Source organism: Vibrio sp. F13 (genome assembly GCF_020806305.2).
In the GTDB taxonomy this organism is placed as follows: domain Bacteria; phylum Pseudomonadota; class Gammaproteobacteria; order Enterobacterales; family Vibrionaceae; genus Vibrio; species Vibrio crassostreae_C.
On sequence record NZ_CP170175.1, the window covers coordinates 1,027,254 to 1,047,622 of the forward strand.

Annotated in this window: 15 protein-coding genes and 1 other RNA gene; 6 read left to right on the plus strand and 10 right to left on the minus strand. The window is 44.8% G+C overall.

Annotated elements, in window-relative coordinates:
• Positions 1-199: 199 nt before the first annotated feature.
• Positions 200-511: an RnfH family protein gene (locus tag LMH68_RS04710; RefSeq protein WP_004735158.1), complete on the minus strand. Its 312-nt coding sequence runs from the start codon at positions 509-511 to the stop codon at positions 200-202.
• 3 nt (positions 512-514) lie between these two features.
• Positions 515-943, minus strand: a complete 429-nt coding sequence (locus LMH68_RS04715) for an SRPBCC family protein (RefSeq protein ID WP_004735157.1) — start codon at positions 941-943, stop codon at positions 515-517.
• A 119-nt stretch (positions 944-1,062) separates the two neighbouring features.
• Here LMH68_RS04715 and smpB point away from each other — a divergent pair, with 119 nt between their 5' ends.
• Both smpB and ssrA read left to right on the plus strand, forming a co-directional pair.
• Positions 1,063-1,548, plus strand: a complete 486-nt coding sequence (gene smpB / locus LMH68_RS04720) for an SsrA-binding protein SmpB (protein WP_004735156.1) — start codon at positions 1,063-1,065, stop codon at positions 1,546-1,548.
• Positions 1,549-1,614: 66 nt separating this feature from the next.
• Positions 1,615-1,981, plus strand: a transfer-messenger RNA (tmRNA) gene (ssrA, locus tag LMH68_RS04725).
• Positions 1,982-2,190: 209 nt separating this feature from the next.
• Here the strand turns inward: ssrA and LMH68_RS04730 are convergent.
• From LMH68_RS04730 to LMH68_RS04745, 4 genes are all read right to left on the minus strand, one after another.
• Positions 2,191-4,071 (minus strand): ATP-dependent zinc protease, encoded by a 1,881-nt coding sequence (locus LMH68_RS04730; RefSeq protein ID WP_193841255.1) that lies wholly within the window; start codon positions 4,069-4,071, stop codon positions 2,191-2,193.
• 306 nt (positions 4,072-4,377) lie between these two features.
• Entirely contained in the window at positions 4,378-5,187 is an 810-nt protein-coding gene (locus LMH68_RS04735) for a M15 family metallopeptidase (protein WP_229647785.1), read from the minus strand.
• Between the two features lie 98 nt (positions 5,188-5,285).
• The gene (locus LMH68_RS04740) at positions 5,286-6,014 is read right to left on the minus strand and encodes a DUF429 domain-containing protein (RefSeq protein ID WP_229647784.1); all 729 of its coding nucleotides are present in this window, start codon (positions 6,012-6,014) and stop codon (positions 5,286-5,288) included.
• 58 nt (positions 6,015-6,072) lie between these two features.
• Entirely contained in the window at positions 6,073-7,785 is a 1,713-nt protein-coding gene (locus tag LMH68_RS04745) for a class I SAM-dependent methyltransferase (protein ID WP_229647783.1), read from the minus strand.
• A gap of 270 nt (positions 7,786-8,055) precedes the next feature.
• On the opposite strand from LMH68_RS04745, the gene LMH68_RS04750 reads away from it, so the two are divergent.
• From LMH68_RS04750 to LMH68_RS04765, 4 genes are all read left to right on the plus strand, one after another.
• Positions 8,056-8,994: a hypothetical protein gene (locus tag LMH68_RS04750; protein WP_136974081.1), complete on the plus strand. Its 939-nt coding sequence runs from the start codon at positions 8,056-8,058 to the stop codon at positions 8,992-8,994.
• Between the two features lie 196 nt (positions 8,995-9,190).
• Positions 9,191-9,958 carry a 1-acylglycerol-3-phosphate O-acyltransferase gene (locus tag LMH68_RS04755; RefSeq protein WP_229647782.1) on the plus strand — a complete coding sequence of 256 codons (768 nt, stop codon included), beginning with the start codon at positions 9,191-9,193 and terminating at the stop codon, positions 9,956-9,958.
• 147 nt (positions 9,959-10,105) lie between these two features.
• Complete coding sequence (locus tag LMH68_RS04760) at positions 10,106-11,476, plus strand: MBL fold metallo-hydrolase (RefSeq protein WP_229647781.1); 1,371 nt, start codon at positions 10,106-10,108, stop codon at positions 11,474-11,476.
• A 455-nt stretch (positions 11,477-11,931) separates the two neighbouring features.
• Positions 11,932-13,479 carry an alanine/glycine:cation symporter family protein gene (locus LMH68_RS04765; RefSeq protein WP_017059732.1) on the plus strand — a complete coding sequence of 516 codons (1,548 nt, stop codon included), beginning with the start codon at positions 11,932-11,934 and terminating at the stop codon, positions 13,477-13,479.
• A 159-nt stretch (positions 13,480-13,638) separates the two neighbouring features.
• Here LMH68_RS04765 and LMH68_RS04770 read toward each other — a convergent pair whose 3' ends face one another.
• The 4 genes from LMH68_RS04770 to guaA all read right to left on the minus strand — a co-directional run bounded on the left by LMH68_RS04770 (position 13,639) and on the right by guaA (position 20,154).
• Positions 13,639-14,232 carry an acetate uptake transporter gene (locus LMH68_RS04770; RefSeq protein WP_010440610.1) on the minus strand — a complete coding sequence of 198 codons (594 nt, stop codon included), beginning with the start codon at positions 14,230-14,232 and terminating at the stop codon, positions 13,639-13,641.
• A 506-nt stretch (positions 14,233-14,738) separates the two neighbouring features.
• Positions 14,739-16,289 carry a Na+/H+ antiporter NhaC family protein gene (locus LMH68_RS04775; protein WP_065584648.1) on the minus strand — a complete coding sequence of 517 codons (1,551 nt, stop codon included), beginning with the start codon at positions 16,287-16,289 and terminating at the stop codon, positions 14,739-14,741.
• Between the two features lie 274 nt (positions 16,290-16,563).
• Positions 16,564-18,276 carry a chitinase gene (locus LMH68_RS04780; protein ID WP_229647780.1) on the minus strand — a complete coding sequence of 571 codons (1,713 nt, stop codon included), beginning with the start codon at positions 18,274-18,276 and terminating at the stop codon, positions 16,564-16,566.
• Positions 18,277-18,600: 324 nt separating this feature from the next.
• Positions 18,601-20,154, minus strand: coding sequence for a glutamine-hydrolyzing GMP synthase (guaA, locus tag LMH68_RS04785; protein ID WP_048608103.1), 1,554 nt, complete (start codon positions 20,152-20,154; stop codon positions 18,601-18,603).
• Positions 20,155-20,369 lie beyond the last annotated feature (215 nt).

The following is a 20,369-nucleotide window of genomic DNA, read 5'->3' on the forward strand; positions in this document are numbered from 1 at the left end:
TTTCCAGTCAACAAAGCTCTTAGCCGATAAAGCTATCAGTCGACAAAACTATCCGTCGACAAAGCAAGAATCGCAAAAGCCTGCTAACACGAGCAGGCTTTTTAATATCTGCTAACAAATTAGCTGCGTTGTCTAACCAACAGGTACAAAAAAGCTCGCCAATATAGCGAGCTCTCTTCTTAGTCAAACTGGTTTAGCATTACGATTTAGCCGCTGCTGCTTTCGCTTGCTCAGCACGCTTACGGCGAATCTCTTTTGGATCGGCTAACAGTGCACGGTAGATTTCGATACGGTCTTTATCACGAACCGTCGCATCTAGCTTAACGTTACGGCTGAACACGCCAACCTTATTTTTCGCTAAGTCGATTTCTGGATACAGTTCCAAAACACCAGACTGCGCAATAATCTCTTCCACAGTCGCGTTTTTGTTCACCACCAAGGTAAACACACGCTGTTCGTGCGGAAGCGCAAACACAACCTCTACGTGGATCATATCTGATTCAATAGTCATGGCTTAGTAAACCTGTTTCGCGCGTTGAGTAAAAGCACTGACCATATTGCTCGTCAGCTCATTGAAAACCTTACCAAATGCCATTTCAATCATTCGGCTAGAGAACTCAAACTCTAGCTTAAGTTCAACCTTACAAGCTTGCTCGTCGAGCGGAGTAAAGTACCAACCACCCTGCAGTTTTTTGAACGGGCCGTCCACCAGCTCCATCAAAATCTCAGCACCATCCGCTAAACGGTTCGATGTGGTAAATGTTTTGCTGATACCAGCTTTAGAGACATCAACCGAAGCCACCATAGTTGAATCTGAAGATTCGATCACACGTGAACCAGAACACCCTGGCAAAAACTCGTGATAACGAGCAACATCATTGACCAAGCTGAACATCTGGTCGGCACTAAACGACACTAATGCTGAACGAGTAACCTTTGGCATATAGACTCCTGTTAAAGACAGCGTTACATTAACACAAACTGCAATTTTAATTGTATTGGGCCAGAGCGCAAATAAAAAGGATTCCCCAACTAGGGCGCAATCCGTATAATGAGGCCATTATGGCAAAGAATAAATCAAAATCAAAAGCCGGTAGCAATACCATTGCGCTTAACAAGAAAGCTCGCCACGAATATTTCATCGATGATGAGATAGAAGCGGGGCTTGAGCTACAAGGCTGGGAAGTAAAATCCCTACGTGAAGGCAAAACCAATATCGCAGAAAGCTACGTATACATCCGAGATGGCGAAGCATTCATCAGTGGTATGACGATTACTCCGCTAACTCAAGCGAGTACTCATATCGTGGCGAACCCAACACGTATCCGTAAACTATTAATGTCGAGAAAAGAACTCGACAACCTTATCGGTCGTATTAACCGTGAAGGCATGACGCTTGTCGCAACCGCACTTTACTGGTCTCGCTCTTGGGCGAAGATTAAAGTTGGCGTAGCGAAAGGTAAAAAGCTGCACGATAAACGTACTGATATGAAAGAAAAAGATTGGGCGAGAGATAAAGCACGAATTATGAAGAGTAATTTGCGTTAATTTTAAGCACTTAAACGCACAGTGCTAGACAGGGTAAGCTTTTCTGGTACTATGCAAATAACACTTGGGGCTGATTTAGGATTCGACAGGAATTTTGAAGTCTGAGGTGCATGCCGTGGGGCGGTTGGCCACGTTAAAAGCCGCAAAAAAATAGTCGCAAACGACGAAAACTACGCACTAGCAGCTTAATAACCTGCTCAGAGCTCTCTTACCCTAGCTTCCGCTCGTAAGACGGGGACCAATAAGAGATCAAACCCAAACTAGCTAGCGTGGCTTCTCCCACCTGAGAGGAAAAGCGCGAATTATAATTCAGGTTAGCCTTTAACTAGCGTGTCGGTTCGCAGGTTGCTGGTGAAATTAAAGATCGACTAAGCATGTAGTACCAATGATGAATGATTTTTGGACGCGGGTTCAACTCCCGCCAGCTCCACCAAACGTTTGGAAAGGGCCAACTCGAAAGAGTTGGCCCTTTTTGTTTGTCTAAAGGTTGAGTAGTCGTAGATAAATTTCTAAATAACAAAGGTTTAGAACTCAAACCATCAACGTCAAAAACAGACACCTAATAAAAAAGCCACACATCCCATTAATGAAATGTGTGGCTGTTTAGATCTGTTCTGCTACGAACTTAGATAAGTTTAGGGGTTACTCCATATCACCTAACAAGTAATCTTCATCGCTGCTCACTACTGCGCCGTGCTTCAAGAAGTTCTTACCTAGGATCATGCTGTATTCGAAGCGAGAACGGTCTTGAAGGTTTACCCTCACCTCTTTCTCTAGGTCTCCGAGCTTAACCTTCATTTCTACCACAGGGCGAATGTTCACCTTCTCGCCTTTCTTGGCTTTGATACGCATTACATCAATCACTGGCTTGGTGAAATCTTGCTTATCGCCTTGGTTGTTTTGATAGGTAAAGCTCACCATGTCTTGGCCATCTTTCTTAAATCGTTTGATGTTGACTGCGTTCATTGAGCTTACATCCGCACCAGTGTCGAGCTTGGCCGGGAACTTCATGCCGTTCACTTCTACTACTTCAATATGCCCAACTTTAAACAGTGGTTCGGCTTTCAGAAGGTAATCAGAACGCGTATTAACGTAAACGCCCTCTTTTGCCATCTTCTTGCCTAAAATAAAGTACGCTTCTTTCTCATTTGTATTGAGCACGTCGATGGCGAACTCTTGCGTACGCACTTTTCCAGACACCGCAAACTCACCACTTACAACAGGGCGAGTATCATCCCCGACTTTAAGCTTCTTAATAATTGGCTTGGTCACCTTCTGCTTCTCACCATTTACATCCGTAAGATAAAATTCAACGGAAGCATCTTTGCCTTTACCTGTCATTTCAAAACTGTCGACCTTCAGCAAAGGCGTATTGACAGTGAAAGAAGCCACAGCCTTAAGCGGGAAATCATCTAGGGTGATGTCCTCTTCCGGAGAGATAATCATAGGCTCACCAGACTCAGCCACATCACTAAAGTTCTCTGAACCTTCGGATAAAATATTCTCAGCACTGGTATCAATCATGAAGAGTTCGCTGGCTGTGTTGGTTCCAAATCTCAACTGCGATTCACTACTCGAGCGCTCACGTAGGTACACCAGAACGTCTTTAGTTGTGTTTTCATCGAGTTGAACAGGTACATAGACTAAAGGTCTCTTCTTACCGCTCACGCTTAACATACGAACCAACGGCAACGTCATCTCTTTTTGCTTACCGTCGTTGTCGAACATATCAAACGTCACTTCTTTGTTCTTTTTGTCTATGTCGATGTCTTTTGCATGCAAAATGCTGTAGCGGTTCTTTAAAGAGAAGGTCGCATTCATCGCCATTCCCGAGATAGATACCACCTCTTTACGGCCCACCACCGTTGCGTTCTCTTGCTCTTGTAAGTAGTCATAGCCCGCAAACACCAGTGCGTTATCTGCAAGGAAGGTTTTGCCGATCAATACTGGTGCAGAGAAGTGGCTTCTGTCAGTCAGGTTAACGTCTGTTTTTAGCTCTTGGTCTGCAATGGTAAGCGACATTTTTACGGTAGGACGAAGTAAAGGCGTGCTGCTAGTGCGGCTGCGTATCATGCTGACACGCTCTAAAGGCGCTTCGATTAATACCATGTCTCCCGTGCGTGGGTTTTGAACCTTAAAAGAGACCACAGCTTCATATTTCGCAAAGGTGCTGCCATCCCAATCATCGTAATCAACATCAGAATTGTTCAATAGGTCTTCGGTTAACGCCGCCATCAACTCTTTGTCTTTGAGGTTTTGGTAATCGGGATTAGAGCTCTTCACATGAATGTCTTCAGCATGCATAGAAGTGGTTTCTGCACCGGTATCAATTTTACCAATGAAAGGAACGTCTTTTAGCCCTTGAACGCTAGATAGGTACACGTTCTCAGTGCGACCTAATACCGACTTACCATCGAGTTCGTAAGTGGGATTTTGAGTGGTAGGTGAAGTGTCAGTAGCCAAAGTGTATTGTGAAAAAAGTAGAGTGCTTAAAAGAGTTAGAGCCAAAGGTATCTTTTTCATTAGTTGGTCCGTTGTGATCAGTTCACTAATAATACTGGCGTTTCCGCGAAGAGTTCCCCCACCAGCAATGGTTCTCACATAACGTTAACGCTATGAGTTTTTCAATGACAAACCGATGACTTTGCGCTGCATTCGCTTATCGATTATTGACTAATGGATACCCAATAACCTTTTTCAATACTCGGTGTTCTATTGAAGAAATGAATACAAAAAAGGCCAACGACGAGCGCTGACCTTAGCGATTCAAAACACACCTGAAGCGAGTTTAACTTGCTAAAACACAAACGGTTCTAGATAAACATAGCACTAAAAAGTCCCGACTGTTTTCTTTGCACAGATAGCTCGAGCTTTTTCTGCGTCCTCACCTTTATTTTTGAGATAGCACTGTCGATAAGATTCGACGTAGCGCTCAAATAACACCTCGGCTTCAGGTTGTGGTTTAGAGAGCAGTTGGTTAACAAACTTTCTTGAGCCGACCTCAAAATGCTGAGTATCAATTGGGGAATTCCAATCCCCTCCCCAGATCATAAATCCGTGATGGGCAAACAGCTCCACAACATCTTCTGCCATGCCGCTGCGTTCTATTTCATTACGCGCACGAAAGCGAGTACGGTTCACATAACTTGTCGCAGATTGTGAAGGCTTTACCGTGATTCTGCCGTTGCTATCAAACTCTAAGAAAGGGTTTTGAACTGGGTTGATGTCTATCGCCACACCATAAGCATGTTTCGACCAACCTCCTCCGCCTGTAATAGGACGAGCGTTAAACGCACTGCTGTTGTTCGCGTCCATTGAGGCGTTATCGTCACCTCTGAATTCACGCATTAGGCGAGCAGAATGAAGAGGAAAATTGCGTTGTTTAAGCTCTGAAAAGATTTCTTCAACAGCAGGCGCAATAACATCAAGCACGATCATATTGCCCTGTTGCGTTTCCCCTTTGAAATTAATGAAGTCGAAATCCACTTTGGATAGTCGCTCACAACCAACAGGCGCACCACTACTCAAGACATTGTTCTTTTTCATCATGTCGCATTGCCATTGAGATATAGGGGCAACTTGGGCATAACTCGCAACACTGAGCACAGTGGCCAGCCAGCCGACAATAAAACGTTTCATATCAAAGACTCAAAAATATTAAGAGTGAAAAGTAGCAGAGTTGGAAAATAGCATAAGTTAGAAAATAGCATATTAAGCCAAGTTGAGCGCACGATTTGTTAGCGCGCTTTATTCCAATAGACAATCTCTCTAACTCGTCCGTTCTGATCCTTGTCAGCTTCTCCACCAACATCAGAAAGTTCAGGTAAGGTCGATAATTGCGGAGCGTAATAGGCAACCAACATAAGTACAAAAGCATCGTAAATATCATCTATCGCGACGTCTTTACGCTTGGTGGTTGAAATGGCTAACGACAAGCCGTCACACCATTGAGGGGCAAGTTGCTGAATAATAGAAAGCCGTTCCTCTTTGCCTTCTTGTGTTCGTTTGGAAAACGTCAGCGGTTCGCCTTTCAAAGCTGCAAACACCACCTCAGGGTGTGATTCCCTGATAGAAAGATTGGGATGAGTTTCAATGAGCTCATCAAGCTCGCGGATCTTGGGCACAATTCCCCAAGTCTGTTTAGAAAACTTCTTATCAAGCTGCTCCACATTGGCATTACATCCCGCAATGTAATCGGTTTGGTAAACCGCCTCACGACACGGAACCGGAAACACCGAAGAACCACGTTTGCTGGTTAGAAAACGCCTTGCTGCTTTGTCACACAAGCGATCTGGAGTTTGTGCATCACTAAAACCAATAGGCATATCGATAAGCGCCGTTGAACCGATAAGATCACTCGCTAGCTCATCGAGGGTGTTTACCACTTTAAACGCAGGTATCTCATTGTCAGAGACAATCCAAGCGATCCAACCCGACTTGCAGCCATCAATTCCGATGTATTTCATTATGTTCTCGATGATTAGTTTGTTGAGGGTTATTTGGGATAACTAGCCCACTTAATGATCAGTGCCACTCACTAATCAGCAGTCTGCTTTTTACACCACGTACCTGCAAGCCCATTGCATCGAACACCTCTTCAAAGTCTCGACACTGCGCAGGGATGTTAGGTAACGAAAGCGCGGCTTCTGAAAAGAATTGTTGTTCAAAATGAGCCAAATCGTTCCAAGCGAGTTGCCACCACTCTAGAATCCTCGACTTAGACGAGCGCAGCTTTTCAGCCGTAGGAACTTTATCACTTTTACTTAAGTTCTCTTTGCTTGTAGTAGGAAAGAGGTTCCACTTATCGTTGTTTGGCCAGTAAGCGAAAGGCAAACAGTGATCAACGTGATACTCATTTTTTAATGATTTTCCACTCCACACGCTGACAATGTCGGCACGATCAGATCTAAGTTGCTCGACACGTTTACGCACATCGCGAGTATCATGGTTTTGATCGATCCATACCAAGCAGTCGTGATAAGTCTGTAGTGAAATGCTTCGCTGTCGGTTCAACTCGAAACGCTGCATCTCCATGACCCATTGATTCACCACCAGCGGTTCAATCCACGAGTGGTAGACTCTAAAGCACTCCCACAGGCTTTCATCGAGAGTAAAATAACCAAAACTTTCTAAGAACTCACTATCAATGACCAGTGATTCTCGGCTCTTCCGTCGTTTGTGAGGTGGGTATATATCGAATAGTCGGTTGTCTTTCGAGCCTTGATAAATGAAAGTCACAGGTCCTGATTTAATGGTACTGATCGTTTGTGAAAATAGCTTTTGTAGAGCCTTGGCTTCATCGCCGAGAAACATAGCGCCTATCGCTAGATCATCAGCACTTAAGTGTTTGAGTTTATTCCAACCATCCTCTTTTACAAACCCAAGTCCCTTCGTTGTGTTGCTATTTTGCTGAATCCCAGCGCCTTCTATGTCGATATCAATCAGTCGCTTAAACTGCCTAACCCAATACAGAGCAACCAAGCCCACTGGTAGAGAAATTTTCCCATCAGTTCGATCAATCACAGCGCCTGAATGCGCATCAGCAATTCTCAGTAGAGTTCTCAACAAAGCCAACTTGTATGTGGCCGACTTGTTGTCATTCACAATAATGTGGCGCACCTTGTTCAAGTCACCGGAGCCATCGTCTGGTAGTGTCATCACCACGGTTTGCCACCACACCTCACTGCGGTTCAATGTATCTTGGCTATCATCAACATGACGAACCAACAAGGCGCTGTTTTTTGATAAACGCTCGAGCTCTTCAACCGAGACTTCATAGCCTTGTCGACTGTCTTGAAACTCCCCATGACGCAGAGTGATCACCAACTTGCCATTTGGAGCTAGCAAGTTAGACAACTTTCTAAATGCGCGCTCTCGATGAGACGGAGCGAGATGCATCCAAACCGCACTGACCAATATCAAGTCAAAACGCATTCCGAGGTTTTCAGTGCGGCTAAGCGAGGGAAGTGAATCATCAATCCAGGTAACACTTGGGCCTGTATATTTCGAGCCTTGTTCGCGTAATGAAGCACTTGGTTCTATCGCAATAACATCAGATCCGGCCTTGTGCATCCATAGCGCATCACGACCGCATCCAGCACCGACATCGAGTACTTTATCGCCCACTAAAGGCCAATAAGCTTGCCAGCTTTTATGCACCGTCTCGAAGGTCACTGAGTTGTACTGCTGGCAAAGTGTGTGAGCATTTTTATCGTAAAAAGGAATCGATGAGGACATATGCGCTATTGGAGTAAGGAGTCTATCTCAATAGTAATGGGGAGCTTAGGCGATTGCTAGCAGCTCATGTAAGTTCAGCCACACCAATCAGCATTTATCGTTAGTGACTGTTTTATATCAATATCCACCTAATGAGTTCATCAGGCGAGTCACACCTCGAATTGATCTCGTCAGAAAAACAAAAACAAACAAGGTGCAAGCTGACGTGCGAACAGAGATAATTGTTTGAAGATGATTAACTCGCCTCAAGCACCTAGCCGATAAAGACTAATGAACACATACTCACACATAGACACCCCGTTCAACCTGCGCCACACCTGTTGGTTTTGTGGTGAACCTTCCAGTAACCTTGTTGAATTCCCTAAGACAGCGCAGGCTGTTGCCAAGATAGGCCATTCACCGATAGCACTGCCGGCTTGTAATGAGTGTGCGAGAATTAACTATTCAAAGAATCTAACCTCAATTTGGTCAGTGCGCGATCAGATAAAACACACTCTGATAGACAAGTACGCTAAGCACCTTGGCATCGGTGAGAACTGGACGGAGCAAGAGCTTATTGATTCTGATTTCTCGGGTTCGACGCTCGGTGGGTTTGGGCGCAGCGCTTGGAAGATGTATCAAATCGCCAAACAACGCGTCGATTATAAAGGCTGGCCTTTGTCGGTTGATGACATCCCACTTGAGGTATACGACGAAACCAGTGGCTTTGAGTTTGACGGTACTCGTTATGCCTCAATCAATTCATGTATCGACTATTTCACCAAGGCAGCAGGCGTAGACAAAGAGCTGTTGTCGCAGCTTGTCGACATCGTTTCATCAGAAAGGTTTAGCTACGCACTGCGAATCACCAAGCTGAACAAGAATGTCTCTAATACCAAGCGCTCGGAGATCGTCGAAGAGGTACTACAACAAGAGTCTGAACAAGAAGAGATACTGCTTGAGCAAGCTAATTCAATGTTTAACCCAAACGTCGAAGAGGTGAATATTTCAGGCTCAATAGCGCCTGTATTTGCCATTCAGTGGGCGCTGGCTAACAAGGTTAAAGATTTAGCCCACCTTTGTGCTCTCGAAGATGAGTATTTTGACTATTTCGAGCACCTCGGCGGCCCTGCAGCTTTCATGTCCTATAACGGCCTACAACTCTATTTAGAGTCGCGTCAAGATCCTGAATGGGTAGAAGAGTTGGATCCAAATAAACAGTATTGGTGAACATGCCTCGCTACTGGTGAACACGTGTAAGCTCGATAATCGTGTCAAACACCCATTGTTAGTCCTTGTTTTATATAAAGATCTAAAAACAGAACCCTATAACAGTTAATTGTTGCAATTCGGTTAAATAGAGTGAAAACTTCAAGCATCTAAAACTATTTAATCACTGCCATCTGCGGTGAGTAAGGAGTGAATTGTGCTTGCTGTTCTTCGTATTATTTTGGCTACGGTGTTTATTATTTTCACCACTCTATGTGCTTTTGTTTACTGCTTGTTTAGCCCCAAGAACCCCAAGCGTGTGTACGTTTTCTGTCGTTGGTTCAACCAACTCCAAAAGATCATCGGTGTAAAACAGGTGCAACGCGGCCTAGACAATGCCCCGACACCAGAAAACAGCGTCTACATCTCTAACCACCAAAGCATATTGGATTTTGTGACCGATCCAGGAATGCTAAGACCACGCACCGTTTCATTGGGCAAGCGCGATTTGTTGTACGTGCCTTTCTTTGGCCTGCTGTATTGGATCACCGGTAACATCATGATTAACCGCGAAGATAAGTCCAAAGCACGCGATACCATCAAGCAAGTGGCGGAAGCGATTCATCAGAGAGATCTGTCTGTTTGGGTTTACCCGGAAGGAACCCGTAGTAAAGGGCGTGGACTACTGCCATTCAAAACAGGCGCTTTCCGAATGGCAATTGAAGCTGGTGTGCCTATCACCCCGATGTGTACTAGCACCACGCACAATAAGATCGACTTTAATCGTGCCAATAATGGCATTGTGATCACCGAGATGTTGGAACCTATCGATGTATCCGGATACAAGCTTAGCGATGCGAGAGAGTTGGCCAATCGCTGTCACGCACTCATGGCAGAGAAAATAGCAGAGCTTGATGCCGAAGTGGCTCGTTTAGAGGCGCAGCAAAAAACAGAGTTGGATTCAGATCGTTCTTCTACGAACTAACTCGCAACGAAACCACTGAGTCATCGCTCAGTTACTTAAAAAGACACTCAACGATCGCAACTCTCATTGTTCTTGTTTTACTTGCTGGCGCTTATCCGCAAAATAAAAACAGGCGTTATCTGCCTTATAGAGCAATGGGAGTAAACGATGGAAGTGATTCACCATGGTGGCAAACATACTGTCACAGGATCTTGTCACGAATTAAGAGATTCAGGCCAAGCGGTACTCATCGATTGTGGCTTATTTCAAGGTTTAGATCTTCAAGGTAAAAAGCTTCAAGGAGAAGATGCACGCCCTCTTGATATTGAATTTGAAACGTCCCACCTCAACGCTCTGCTGCTGACCCATACTCACATTGATCATATTGGTCGATTACCTTGGTTACTCGCCAGTGGATTTAACCAGCCAATTTATTGCACGCAAGCCACCGCCGAACTCGCTCCTTTAATGATTGAGGATGGCTTAAAACTGCAAGGGCTCAGCAATAAACAGTCGAAGCTGATACTCAAAAAGATTCATTCACTAATTGCTCCCAAGCCTTACGGGGAACGGTTTCCAATCACGTCTAAACAGCAAAACAACGGAAAGGATCATCATAGGCCAAATACTCTACATGCTCGCTTTCAACCTGCGGGGCACATCTTAGGTTCTGCCTATATCGAGATTAAATTACCCAACCAAGAGGTGGTAGTCTTCTCTGGCGATTTGGGCCCAAGTAACACACCACTACTGCCCGATCCTAAGCCACCACGACAAGCCGACTATCTGTTTATCGAATCCACTTATGGCACCAGTACTCATGATGATATCGCTACGCGAGCTGAGCGCCTCAAAGCAATAATTGATCGTTCACTGCTCGACGGTGGCGTTATTCTAATTCCGGCCTTCAGTATCGGCAGAACTCAGGAACTGCTGTTTGATATCGAGCACCTGATCTTTGAGCATCAACTCAGTAGCGATATTCCTATTATTCTCGATTCTCCGATGGCTCAGAAAGTGACACGTTCATACCGACGCTTTAAAGAGTTGTGGGGACAAGAAGCAAAGCAGCGTCTTGAACTGGAACGCCACCCACTCGCTTTTGAGCAGTGCATTACCGTCGATGGACATAGAATGCACAAGAAAATCGTGAATCGCCTCAAGTCGACAGGTGAACCCGCGATTGTGGTCGCAGCTTCTGGGATGTGTCAGGGTGGTAGGATAATGAACTACTTATCTGCCTTGCTTCCCGATAAACGAACCGATGTAATTTTAGCGAGCTATCAAGCGCACGGGACGCTCGGACGAGAGCTGCAACAAGGCGAAATGCAGGTTTCTATTGATAACAAAGACGTTGAGGTTAATGCTCAAATTCATGGCATGTCTGGCTATTCTGCCCATGCTGATAAAGAGGATCTTTACCAATTTATAGACGGCATCGCGACTCCACCGAAAGAGGTGCATTTGATTCACGGCGAGCCAAATACTCAGTCTGAGTTCGCTAAAGAATTACAGGCGCGAGGGTTCGTAGTTGTTTGAAACAGGCATCAAATTAACAACTTTTACTAGGTAGATATTAAGGCCTCAATTATCAAACCTTCAAAAGCCATAGTCTCATAGACCTGCTAGCTCACCTGATGCAGGTGATATATTCCAACCTACTTATCCCACCATCCATATGTCAGCCGTTTATGCTAATCGGCTTTAACCGCTGTTTTGCGCAATTTCGTTTCTTATGCGCACCTCAAGATCCCCTTTCTGTATTAATCACTATTTATTCACTTTTCAAAACACAACAAATCACAACTAGTTGCATATCAGATTAAATGGAACGATTCTAGAATTAGCACTAAGCATTAACAAACACCCTCTATAACTTGCTTTATGTCACAGTAATCCTAATGCGCAGTTAAATAATTTAACACTCGGGTTACAAGTGAAGTATTGTGTTGTTCGAAAAACAATCATAAGCAAAACTAACAGGGAAAATACTCATGCAGTCATTCGTTGATTTTTTGAATGGAATAATCTGGAGCCCAGTACTTATCTACCTATGTTTAGGTGCAGGTTTGTTCTACTCCATCATGACTCGATTTGTTCAAATCCGTCACTTCTTTGAAATGTGGCGCTTGCTACTATCGGGTAAAAGCTCATCAAAAGGCATCTCGTCTTTCCAAGCTCTAGCCGTTTCGCTATCTGGCCGTGTCGGTACAGGTAACATTGCTGGTGTTGCTGCCGCTATCGGTTTCGGTGGCCCAGGTGCCGTATTCTGGATGTGGGTTGTAGCCTTCTTTGGCGCCGCAACTGCTTACGCAGAATCTACGCTAGCGCAAATCTACAAAGAAGAAGACGAAGGCCAGTTCCGTGGTGGTCCGGCTTACTACATCGAAAAAGCGATGGGTCAAAAATGGTACGCTTGGATCTTTGCTATCGCGACTATTTTTGCATGTGGTATTTTGCTTCCAGGTGTTCAGTCAAACAGTATTGGTAATGCTGTAGAAGCTGCATTTGGATCAGGTGATATGATTGAAACAGCTGTCGGTACATTCAGTTTCGCTAAAATTTTCACCGGTACTGTTGTTGCTATCATCCTTGCTTTCATCATCTTTGGTGGTGTTAAACGTATTGCGAACTTCACACAAATCGTTGTTCCTTTCATGGCATTGGCTTACATCATCATCGCGTTCGTTATCATTCTGCTAAACATCAGCCAAGTGCCAACGGTTTTCGCAATGATCATAGGCGATGCATTCACACCTATGGCAGGCTTCGGTGCTGCAATTGGTTGGGGTGTTAAGCGTGGTGTTTACTCAAACGAAGCGGGTCAAGGTACAGGTCCTCACGCGGCTGCGGCTGCAAGTGTTGATCACCCAGCTCAGCAAGGTTTGGTACAAGCATTCTCTATCTACATCGATACTCTTCTAGTATGTTCTGCTACAGCGTTCATGATCATCATCACTGGAGCTTACAACGTTCACGGCGGCGCTGAAGGTGTGTTCCTTGTTCAGAACCTAGCAGCAAACATTGGTGCCAACGGTCCTGTATTTACACAGCTTGCTATTGAAAGTGCACTACCAGGCATTGGTAAGCCGTTCATCGCATTTGCTCTGTTCTTCTTCGCATTTACAACAATTCTTGCTTACTACTACATCGCAGAAACGAATATTGCTTACCTACGTCGTACTATCAAAATTCCTGGCATGATGTTCGTACTTAAGCTTGTTCTTATTACTGCCGTTTTCTATGGCACAGTTAAAACAGCGAACCTTGCATGGGCAATGGGTGATGTTGGTGTTGGTTTGATGGCGTGGTTAAACATTGTCGGTATTCTGATCATCTTCTTCATGTCTAAGCCTGCGCTTAAAGCTCTTGCAGACTACGAAGAACAGCAGAAACAAGGTGTGACTGAGTACACATTCAACCCTGTAAAACTAGGCATTAAAGGTGCTACTTACTGGGAAGAGAAGTACAAGCGTAAAACAGGTAAGTCTCCTGAAGCAGAAGCTGCAGACACTAAACCTGTAGAGCAACCTTCAGCTTAAGATTACCTTAACAAATAGATTGCTTTAATAAATAGATCGCTTTAACTCGCGCTATTAATAACGCATAAAAAAGGGGTTAGCCATTTCGGCTAACCCCTTTTGTTTTATTTATAACCAATAAATGGCTTATAACAAACTAACTGTTCCCGAGTTAGAGTATTAAGCAGCGATTTCTTGTGTTGCCATTTGAGGGGCTTTCTTCTCACCGATAGGCAGTACTGTGCGGCCGTATTCGTTGTTGATTACTTGTGCCATTGCAAAGTAAATAGCTGAAGCGCCACAGAAGATACCTTCAAAACCAGCGATAGTGCCGATTAGTTCGCTGCCAGTGAAATCACGAGCTGCAAGTAGGAAGAACAAGATAGTGAGTGAACCGAATACTACTTGCTTCGCTACTGGGTAGCATAGAGAGCCAATGAACATGAAGCCTGTGAAGATGCCCCATAATAGTAGGTACCAACCCATGAATGCAGCTGGGCTTGCTGGTAGGCCCATGTAAGGCATTACAATTAAACCAACCAAAGACAACCAGAATAGGCCGTAAGAAGTAAACGCAGTTGTACCGAACGTGTCACCACGTTTGAAACACATTGTGCCCACGATAACTTGGCTCAAACCACCGTAAAAAATACCCATAGCAAGAATCATTGAATCGATTGGAAAGAAACCTGCGTTGTGGATATTAAGAAGAATAGTGGTCATACCGAAACCCATTAAGCCTAGTGGCGCTGGGTTAGCTAGTTTGGTCGACATTGCGAATTTACCTTATTAAAGTGGTTGATTAAAAAAAAGCGATAAAAATTATCAGAAAATTTTAATCTATAAACCGTACAACTAGGTAATCCAGTTATCGAAAACTAAGATTGTGTAAATGATCTTATGGAAAATTAGTTTCATAACAACGCTAATTAATTCATAGAACCTATAAATAAACAAATTCCCTGTCGCGCTATGAAAAAGATGCGAGTAACGAGATGCGAGATACGAAAAGAGTCTTTAGATTCGAGTAAGCGGGATAAGAGGAGCAGGTCTCGATTGAAGCGTCATTCCAGAATCGAGGGACGAGATATCTGGAATCTCCTCTTCGATATAAGCACGTTTGGCGCACTAAAGAGATTCCCTATCACGTTCATTCCTCACTGTAGGGAATGACGGAAGTTTGCTTAGATGCGAGTAAGTGAAATGAAGAACAAGAGAGCGAGCTTTTCGTTACTCGTTTACTCGCATCCCGTATCTACTCACTCACCTGTTATCTTAAATTATGCTTGTTGAGCTTTAGACTCAGACACTTGAGATTGAACGTCTGAAGAAGCGTTTTTACTCGCATCGCGCTTGGCTAACAACGTCACGACAATCAACTGAGCAACAAGAGCGCCTAACACAACCAATGCACTTCCCGTAAAGCCTGCGACTACAAAACTAATCAGAGCAATAGAGCCGTTCATCAATGCGTAAGGAAGCTGCGTCTTAAAGTGTTCAAACTGATCACACCCTGCCCCGGTTGAAGAAAGAATCGTGGTTTCAGAAATCGGTGAGCAATGGTCACCAAACAAGCCACCAGACAACACAGCGCCAATTGCGACGAGAAGCGGAGCATCTATCGCAATCGCGGTTGGAATAACCAATGGCATCATTATCGCGAAGGTTCCCCACGACGATCCCGTTGCGAATGAAATGATAGCCGATAATAAAAACGCGACCGCAGGTACTAACCAATATGGAAAGCCGCTCTGTGCTTGCTCAGCAATATAAGCTGCCGCACCCAACTCTTTACCAACGGTGCTTAATGCCCAAGCCAATACCAAGATGATCGCGACTGGCATCATGTTTCCCATGCCTTTTAAGTACACAGAAACACCATCAGACAACTTTCTTACACCGTAGTAAGCCATTAACGAAATTAATGTAATCGCCGCAAAGAAATAAGCCGATGATAACGCCGCTCTAAATGATGAACCTGCGACCTTTTGGAACGGGAAGCCTTGTGGAACCAACATGGCACACAACACCACCAGCATCACTAACAATGGTGCCCAGACAAAAGATGCCTTTGCATTTTTATGCGAGAACGGATTTAGTGATTCGTTATTCACGCCAGAGTTAATTCCCGCCTGGCAATCACGCTCGGCTTTTGCCATTGGCCCAAAGTCTAAACCTTTAACGGACACAAGCGGAACGATGAAAATCGCAAGAAATGCGTAGAACTGAAAAGGAATCGCACCGATGAACGCATCCCAATCAGACATATTGACATTCAACGCCGTAAACTCTTTTTGAATCAGGCTCATGATATACACGCCCCACCCGATAAAAGGGATAAGGATCGCGACGGGTGATGATGTAGAGTCAATGATGAATGCTAGCTTCTGTCTAGAAAGTTTCAGTTTATCGAAAAGGGGACGAAAAACAGGGCCAACAATTAAAGGGGTGCCTAAGTCTGAGAAAAATATAACGATTCCACCCAACCATGCTGACAATTGAGCTTGGCATTTATTGCTTACCCACTGAGTCACTCGCTTTGCAAACGCGACGCCACCACCGGACTTTTCCATCAATGCGACAAAGCCACCGATGAATACCAACAGCATGATCACACCAGCGTTATAGCTGTCGGTAAGTTGAGGGACTAGGTAACCTTTCACCATGGTACCAAACGTATCAAGCGGGTTAAGTTCGCTAAACATGCCAGTCAGCATTGCAACACCACTCAGCACACCAGCAAAAAGGCCTATCACCACATTCCTTGTCGCCAATGACAACACCAAAGTAATCACAATGGGGATGAGTGACGTGATATCTGTCTGTTCCATAGGTACACCTTAACCCTAAAATAATAGAATAAATATAAATTAAATTTGAATATAAATTCACAAGCATCATTTGTACAGAACTTTATCCTCTAACTGGATAATTAGTCTTTAAATGCGCTCCAACATAGCCAAATAGACCAATCACCCTGCTTAAATAGCCAAGTTCGAAACGGAAAAAAGCCGAAAGTAGACACTTTCGGCTTTTGATTATTTATATCGCTATGGTCGTACTACTGAGCTCGTAACTTAGGCCACCTCTTCAGTATTCAGACTATCAATTACAGCTGATTTCATCCCAGAACCAATTCGATTGAACTGGGCTTTCCCAAACACCTGGGCCGTTTTTAGCCACGAAGCACTTACCGTTATGCGTCACTTTATCGCCATTACTCACTTGGCTAACACCGGCTTGCCACGTAATAAATTCAGATGGATCGACAACCACTGGCGGTTCTGTCACAGGTGGTTCAACGGGTGCAGGGTCTACTGGTTCTGGATCGACAGGGGCAGGATCAACAGGCGTTGGATCTGTCACAACTGGTGGTGTTGGCTCGCCCGCTACTAGTTTCCAAGGGCCACCATTGGCAGGGTCATCCCCTTGTGTCCACCATTTCGCTTCATAGGTTGCGCCGTTATGCGTCACTTGGTCACCCGCGTTGTAAACCTTGGTCGCACTCCAACCATTACCACCCGGATCAGTACCAGGATCTACCGGATCCAGCTTATCGACAACTTTCACTTCAGGCCAACTCGCATGAGAACCATAGAAGTTGGTCACACACTTCTCGTAATCACCAGCCACCAGTGCGGAATAAGCCGTTTGGAAACCAACAAGCTCACACTCAAACGAGTAACCTTCTGGGCGGTCTGCGTAGTATTTCCAGTTACCATCCCAGTTGGTGTACAACACATCCGTTGCTCCGTTGAGGTTTAAGCTTCCGTAAGGCGTTTGCTGCCAACAAGTATTGGCTTCATCCGCTTCTACCGGAATTTCATAGTGCGCTCCTAACCCTTCCCAATAACGAATACGGTTAACGGGTTGGCCTTTGTCTTTGTTCTGCTCGCCACATTCAATACCACCATTGATCACGTTGATTGTGGTACCAAAGCCATAACCAATACCCGCATCCAATTCGCGTGGAGATGGCGTCCAAGTGCGGTCGATGACATGCAGCATAGCTGGTTTAGGTGCTTGAGGGGTAAGGAAAAACCAAATAGCAGAAGCTAAGTTCAACCAAGAGTCCGCCACTAAGCCCGGATTGTTGAGAAGCACCGTCGCGTCACCATCAAACATCACTTCAGAGAACGCGCCATAATTAAAATGGTAAGAAAGCTGTTTAGCACCACGTCCGAAGTAGCCCTGTCCCGCAGCACATGGCCAACGGGCATTCTGCCAATCGTTCTGACCACAACCGGTGGTGTAACCTTCTTGGCCTTCAGACCAACCCATTTCGCGAACATGCACCAGCGCTTGCTGCCACTCTTCTAGAGCTAATGGATTATCAAAGGTGTTGTCTATCGCGATATGCCCACCCGTCTCTTGTGAAAAGTGAGCAAAGGCCGTGATGATGGATTTTTTACAGATAGCATCAGAATCACGGCCATCGGTGTACTCTCCACAGAAGGCTGGGAATTTGCCAATTGCACGTAAGAAGCGAGTGTAGGTGTATTCTGGCGCTGCCATCTGAGTGAGGAAGTTCCATTCCGATTGAGGGAACACGCGCTCTACACGCTGTACGTTTTCAGGGTTAGAGGGGGAACCGGGTTCAATCGCTTCGACGATGGTGTTCGGGCGAGTCTGAAGCGCCTGTGACCAGATCGCATACATAGGATCGGATGTTTTCGCTTGTTCAGCAGCTTGTAGGGCCGACTTTTCAACAAGGTAACCATTCGGATTTTGCGGATCAGGTTGAATGTTCAAAGACGCATGACTTTGCGCTGCTAATGTGCAGCCCAGTACTGTCGCCAAATATTTGATTTTTAACATGATGGATTCTCTTATCTGTCCTTAATAAGTCCATCAAAGAGTATGCTTCACATGTTAAATGGCCTAGCTGTAGCTGTGTGAATTTATAAAAAGTGCGAGTGATCTTTTTGATATTTGGCTCAACACAACAAAGCGTCTCATGGTTTCTTGAGCTGATATCTAGTTTCCAACTCATTTGGTTTCTAGGTATTGTTCATTTGATTTCGAGGTATTGCTTATAAGCCTTTAATGCAATGAATCAATATAATCAATCGAAAAGAAAAAAGCCCCGAACTGAGTTCGAGGCTTAAGATCTTAATCAAAGCTGGTTAAATCTCTAAGAGATTATTCCCACTCGATAGTTGCTGGTGGCTTACCAGAAATATCGTAAACAACACGTGAAATGCCGTTAACTTCGTTGATAATACGGTTAGAAACCTTACCTAGGAAGTCGTATGGTAGGTGTGCCCAGTGAGCAGTCATGAAGTCGATAGTTTCTACAGCACGTAGAGATACAACCCAATCGTACTTACGGCCATCGCCCATTACGCCAACTGAACGTACTGGTAGGAATACCGTGAATGCTTGAGATACTTTGTGGTAAAGGTCAGCAGCGTGAAGCTCTTCAATGAAGATAGCATCTGCGCGACGCAGTAGATCACAGTACTCTTTCTTCACTTCGCCAAGTACACGAACACCTAGACCTGGCCCCGGGAATGGGTGGCGGTAAAGCATGTTGTATGGAAGACCAAGCTCTAGACCGATCTTACGTACTTCATCTTTAAACAGCTCACGTAGAGGCTCAACAAGGCCCATTTCCATATCATCAGGAAGACCACCAACGTTGTGGTGAGATTTGATTACGTGTGCTTTACCTGTCTTAGATGCTGCAGACTCGATTACGTCTGGGTAGATAGTACCCTGAGCAAGCCATTTAGCATTCTTCAGTTTCTTAGACTCTTCATCGAAGATATCTACGAATACGTGACCGATGATCTTACGCTTAGCTTCTGGTTCAGCTTCGCCTTCAAGTGCGTCAAGGAAACGTTGCTCAGCATCTACTTTGATGATGTTTAGGCCAAATTTGTTGCCGAACATCTCCATAACCTGCTCACCTTCGTTTAAACGAAGAAGGCCGTTATCCACAAATACACATGTTAGTTTGTCGCCAATAGCGCGGTGAGCAAGCATCGCAACTACAGATGAATCAACACCACCAGAAAGACCAAGGATAACTTCGTCATCACCTACTTGCTCTTTAATACGTGCAACTGCATCTTCAATGATTGAAGCTGAAGTCCACAGACCTTCACAACCACATGCGTTAAGAACGAAGTTCTCAAGCATTTTTAGGCCGTTCTTAGTGTGTGTTACTTCTGGGTGGAATTGTACGCCGTAGTACTTCTTCTCTTCGTTTGCCATTGCAGCGTATGGGCAAGTGTCTGTTTCAGCGATCTTTGTGAAATCAGCAGGGATCTCAACCACTTTGTCGCCGTGGCTCATCCAAACATCTTGAGTAGACTCAAGGTCAGCGAAAAGTGCAGATTCACCAGTAACTTGTACAGCAGCGTAGCCGAACTCGCGCTCAGTAGACGTTGCTACTTTACCGCCAAGTTGCTCAGCCATAGTTTGCATGCCGTAGCAGATACCGAATACAGGAACACCTGAATCAAATACGTACTGAGGTGCACGTGGAGAGTTCTCTTCCGTTACACTTTCAGGGCCACCAGATAGGATGATACCGTCTGGATTGAATTCACGAATATCCGCTTCTTCTACGTCCCAGCTCCAAAGTTCACAGTAAACACCGATCTCACGAATACGACGAGCTACTAGCTGTGTGTATTGAGAACCGAAGTCCAGAATTAGAATACGTTGGTCATGAATATTTTTAGTCATTGTAAGCAGTCTTATTGGCTATGTGATAAAACGGAGGCGAGTTTACTCACCTCTGATTAACTCTTCAAGAAATAAAGCAAACGTTTTCGTTAGATATCTTTAACCACGTGTTTTGAGAAAATCGGACTTTTAACAAAACAGGCGGTAGATATAATACCAATCACAGTAAGTAAGTGTTCAGGAATAGCGTAGGAAAAAAGCCTGAGAACGAGGCA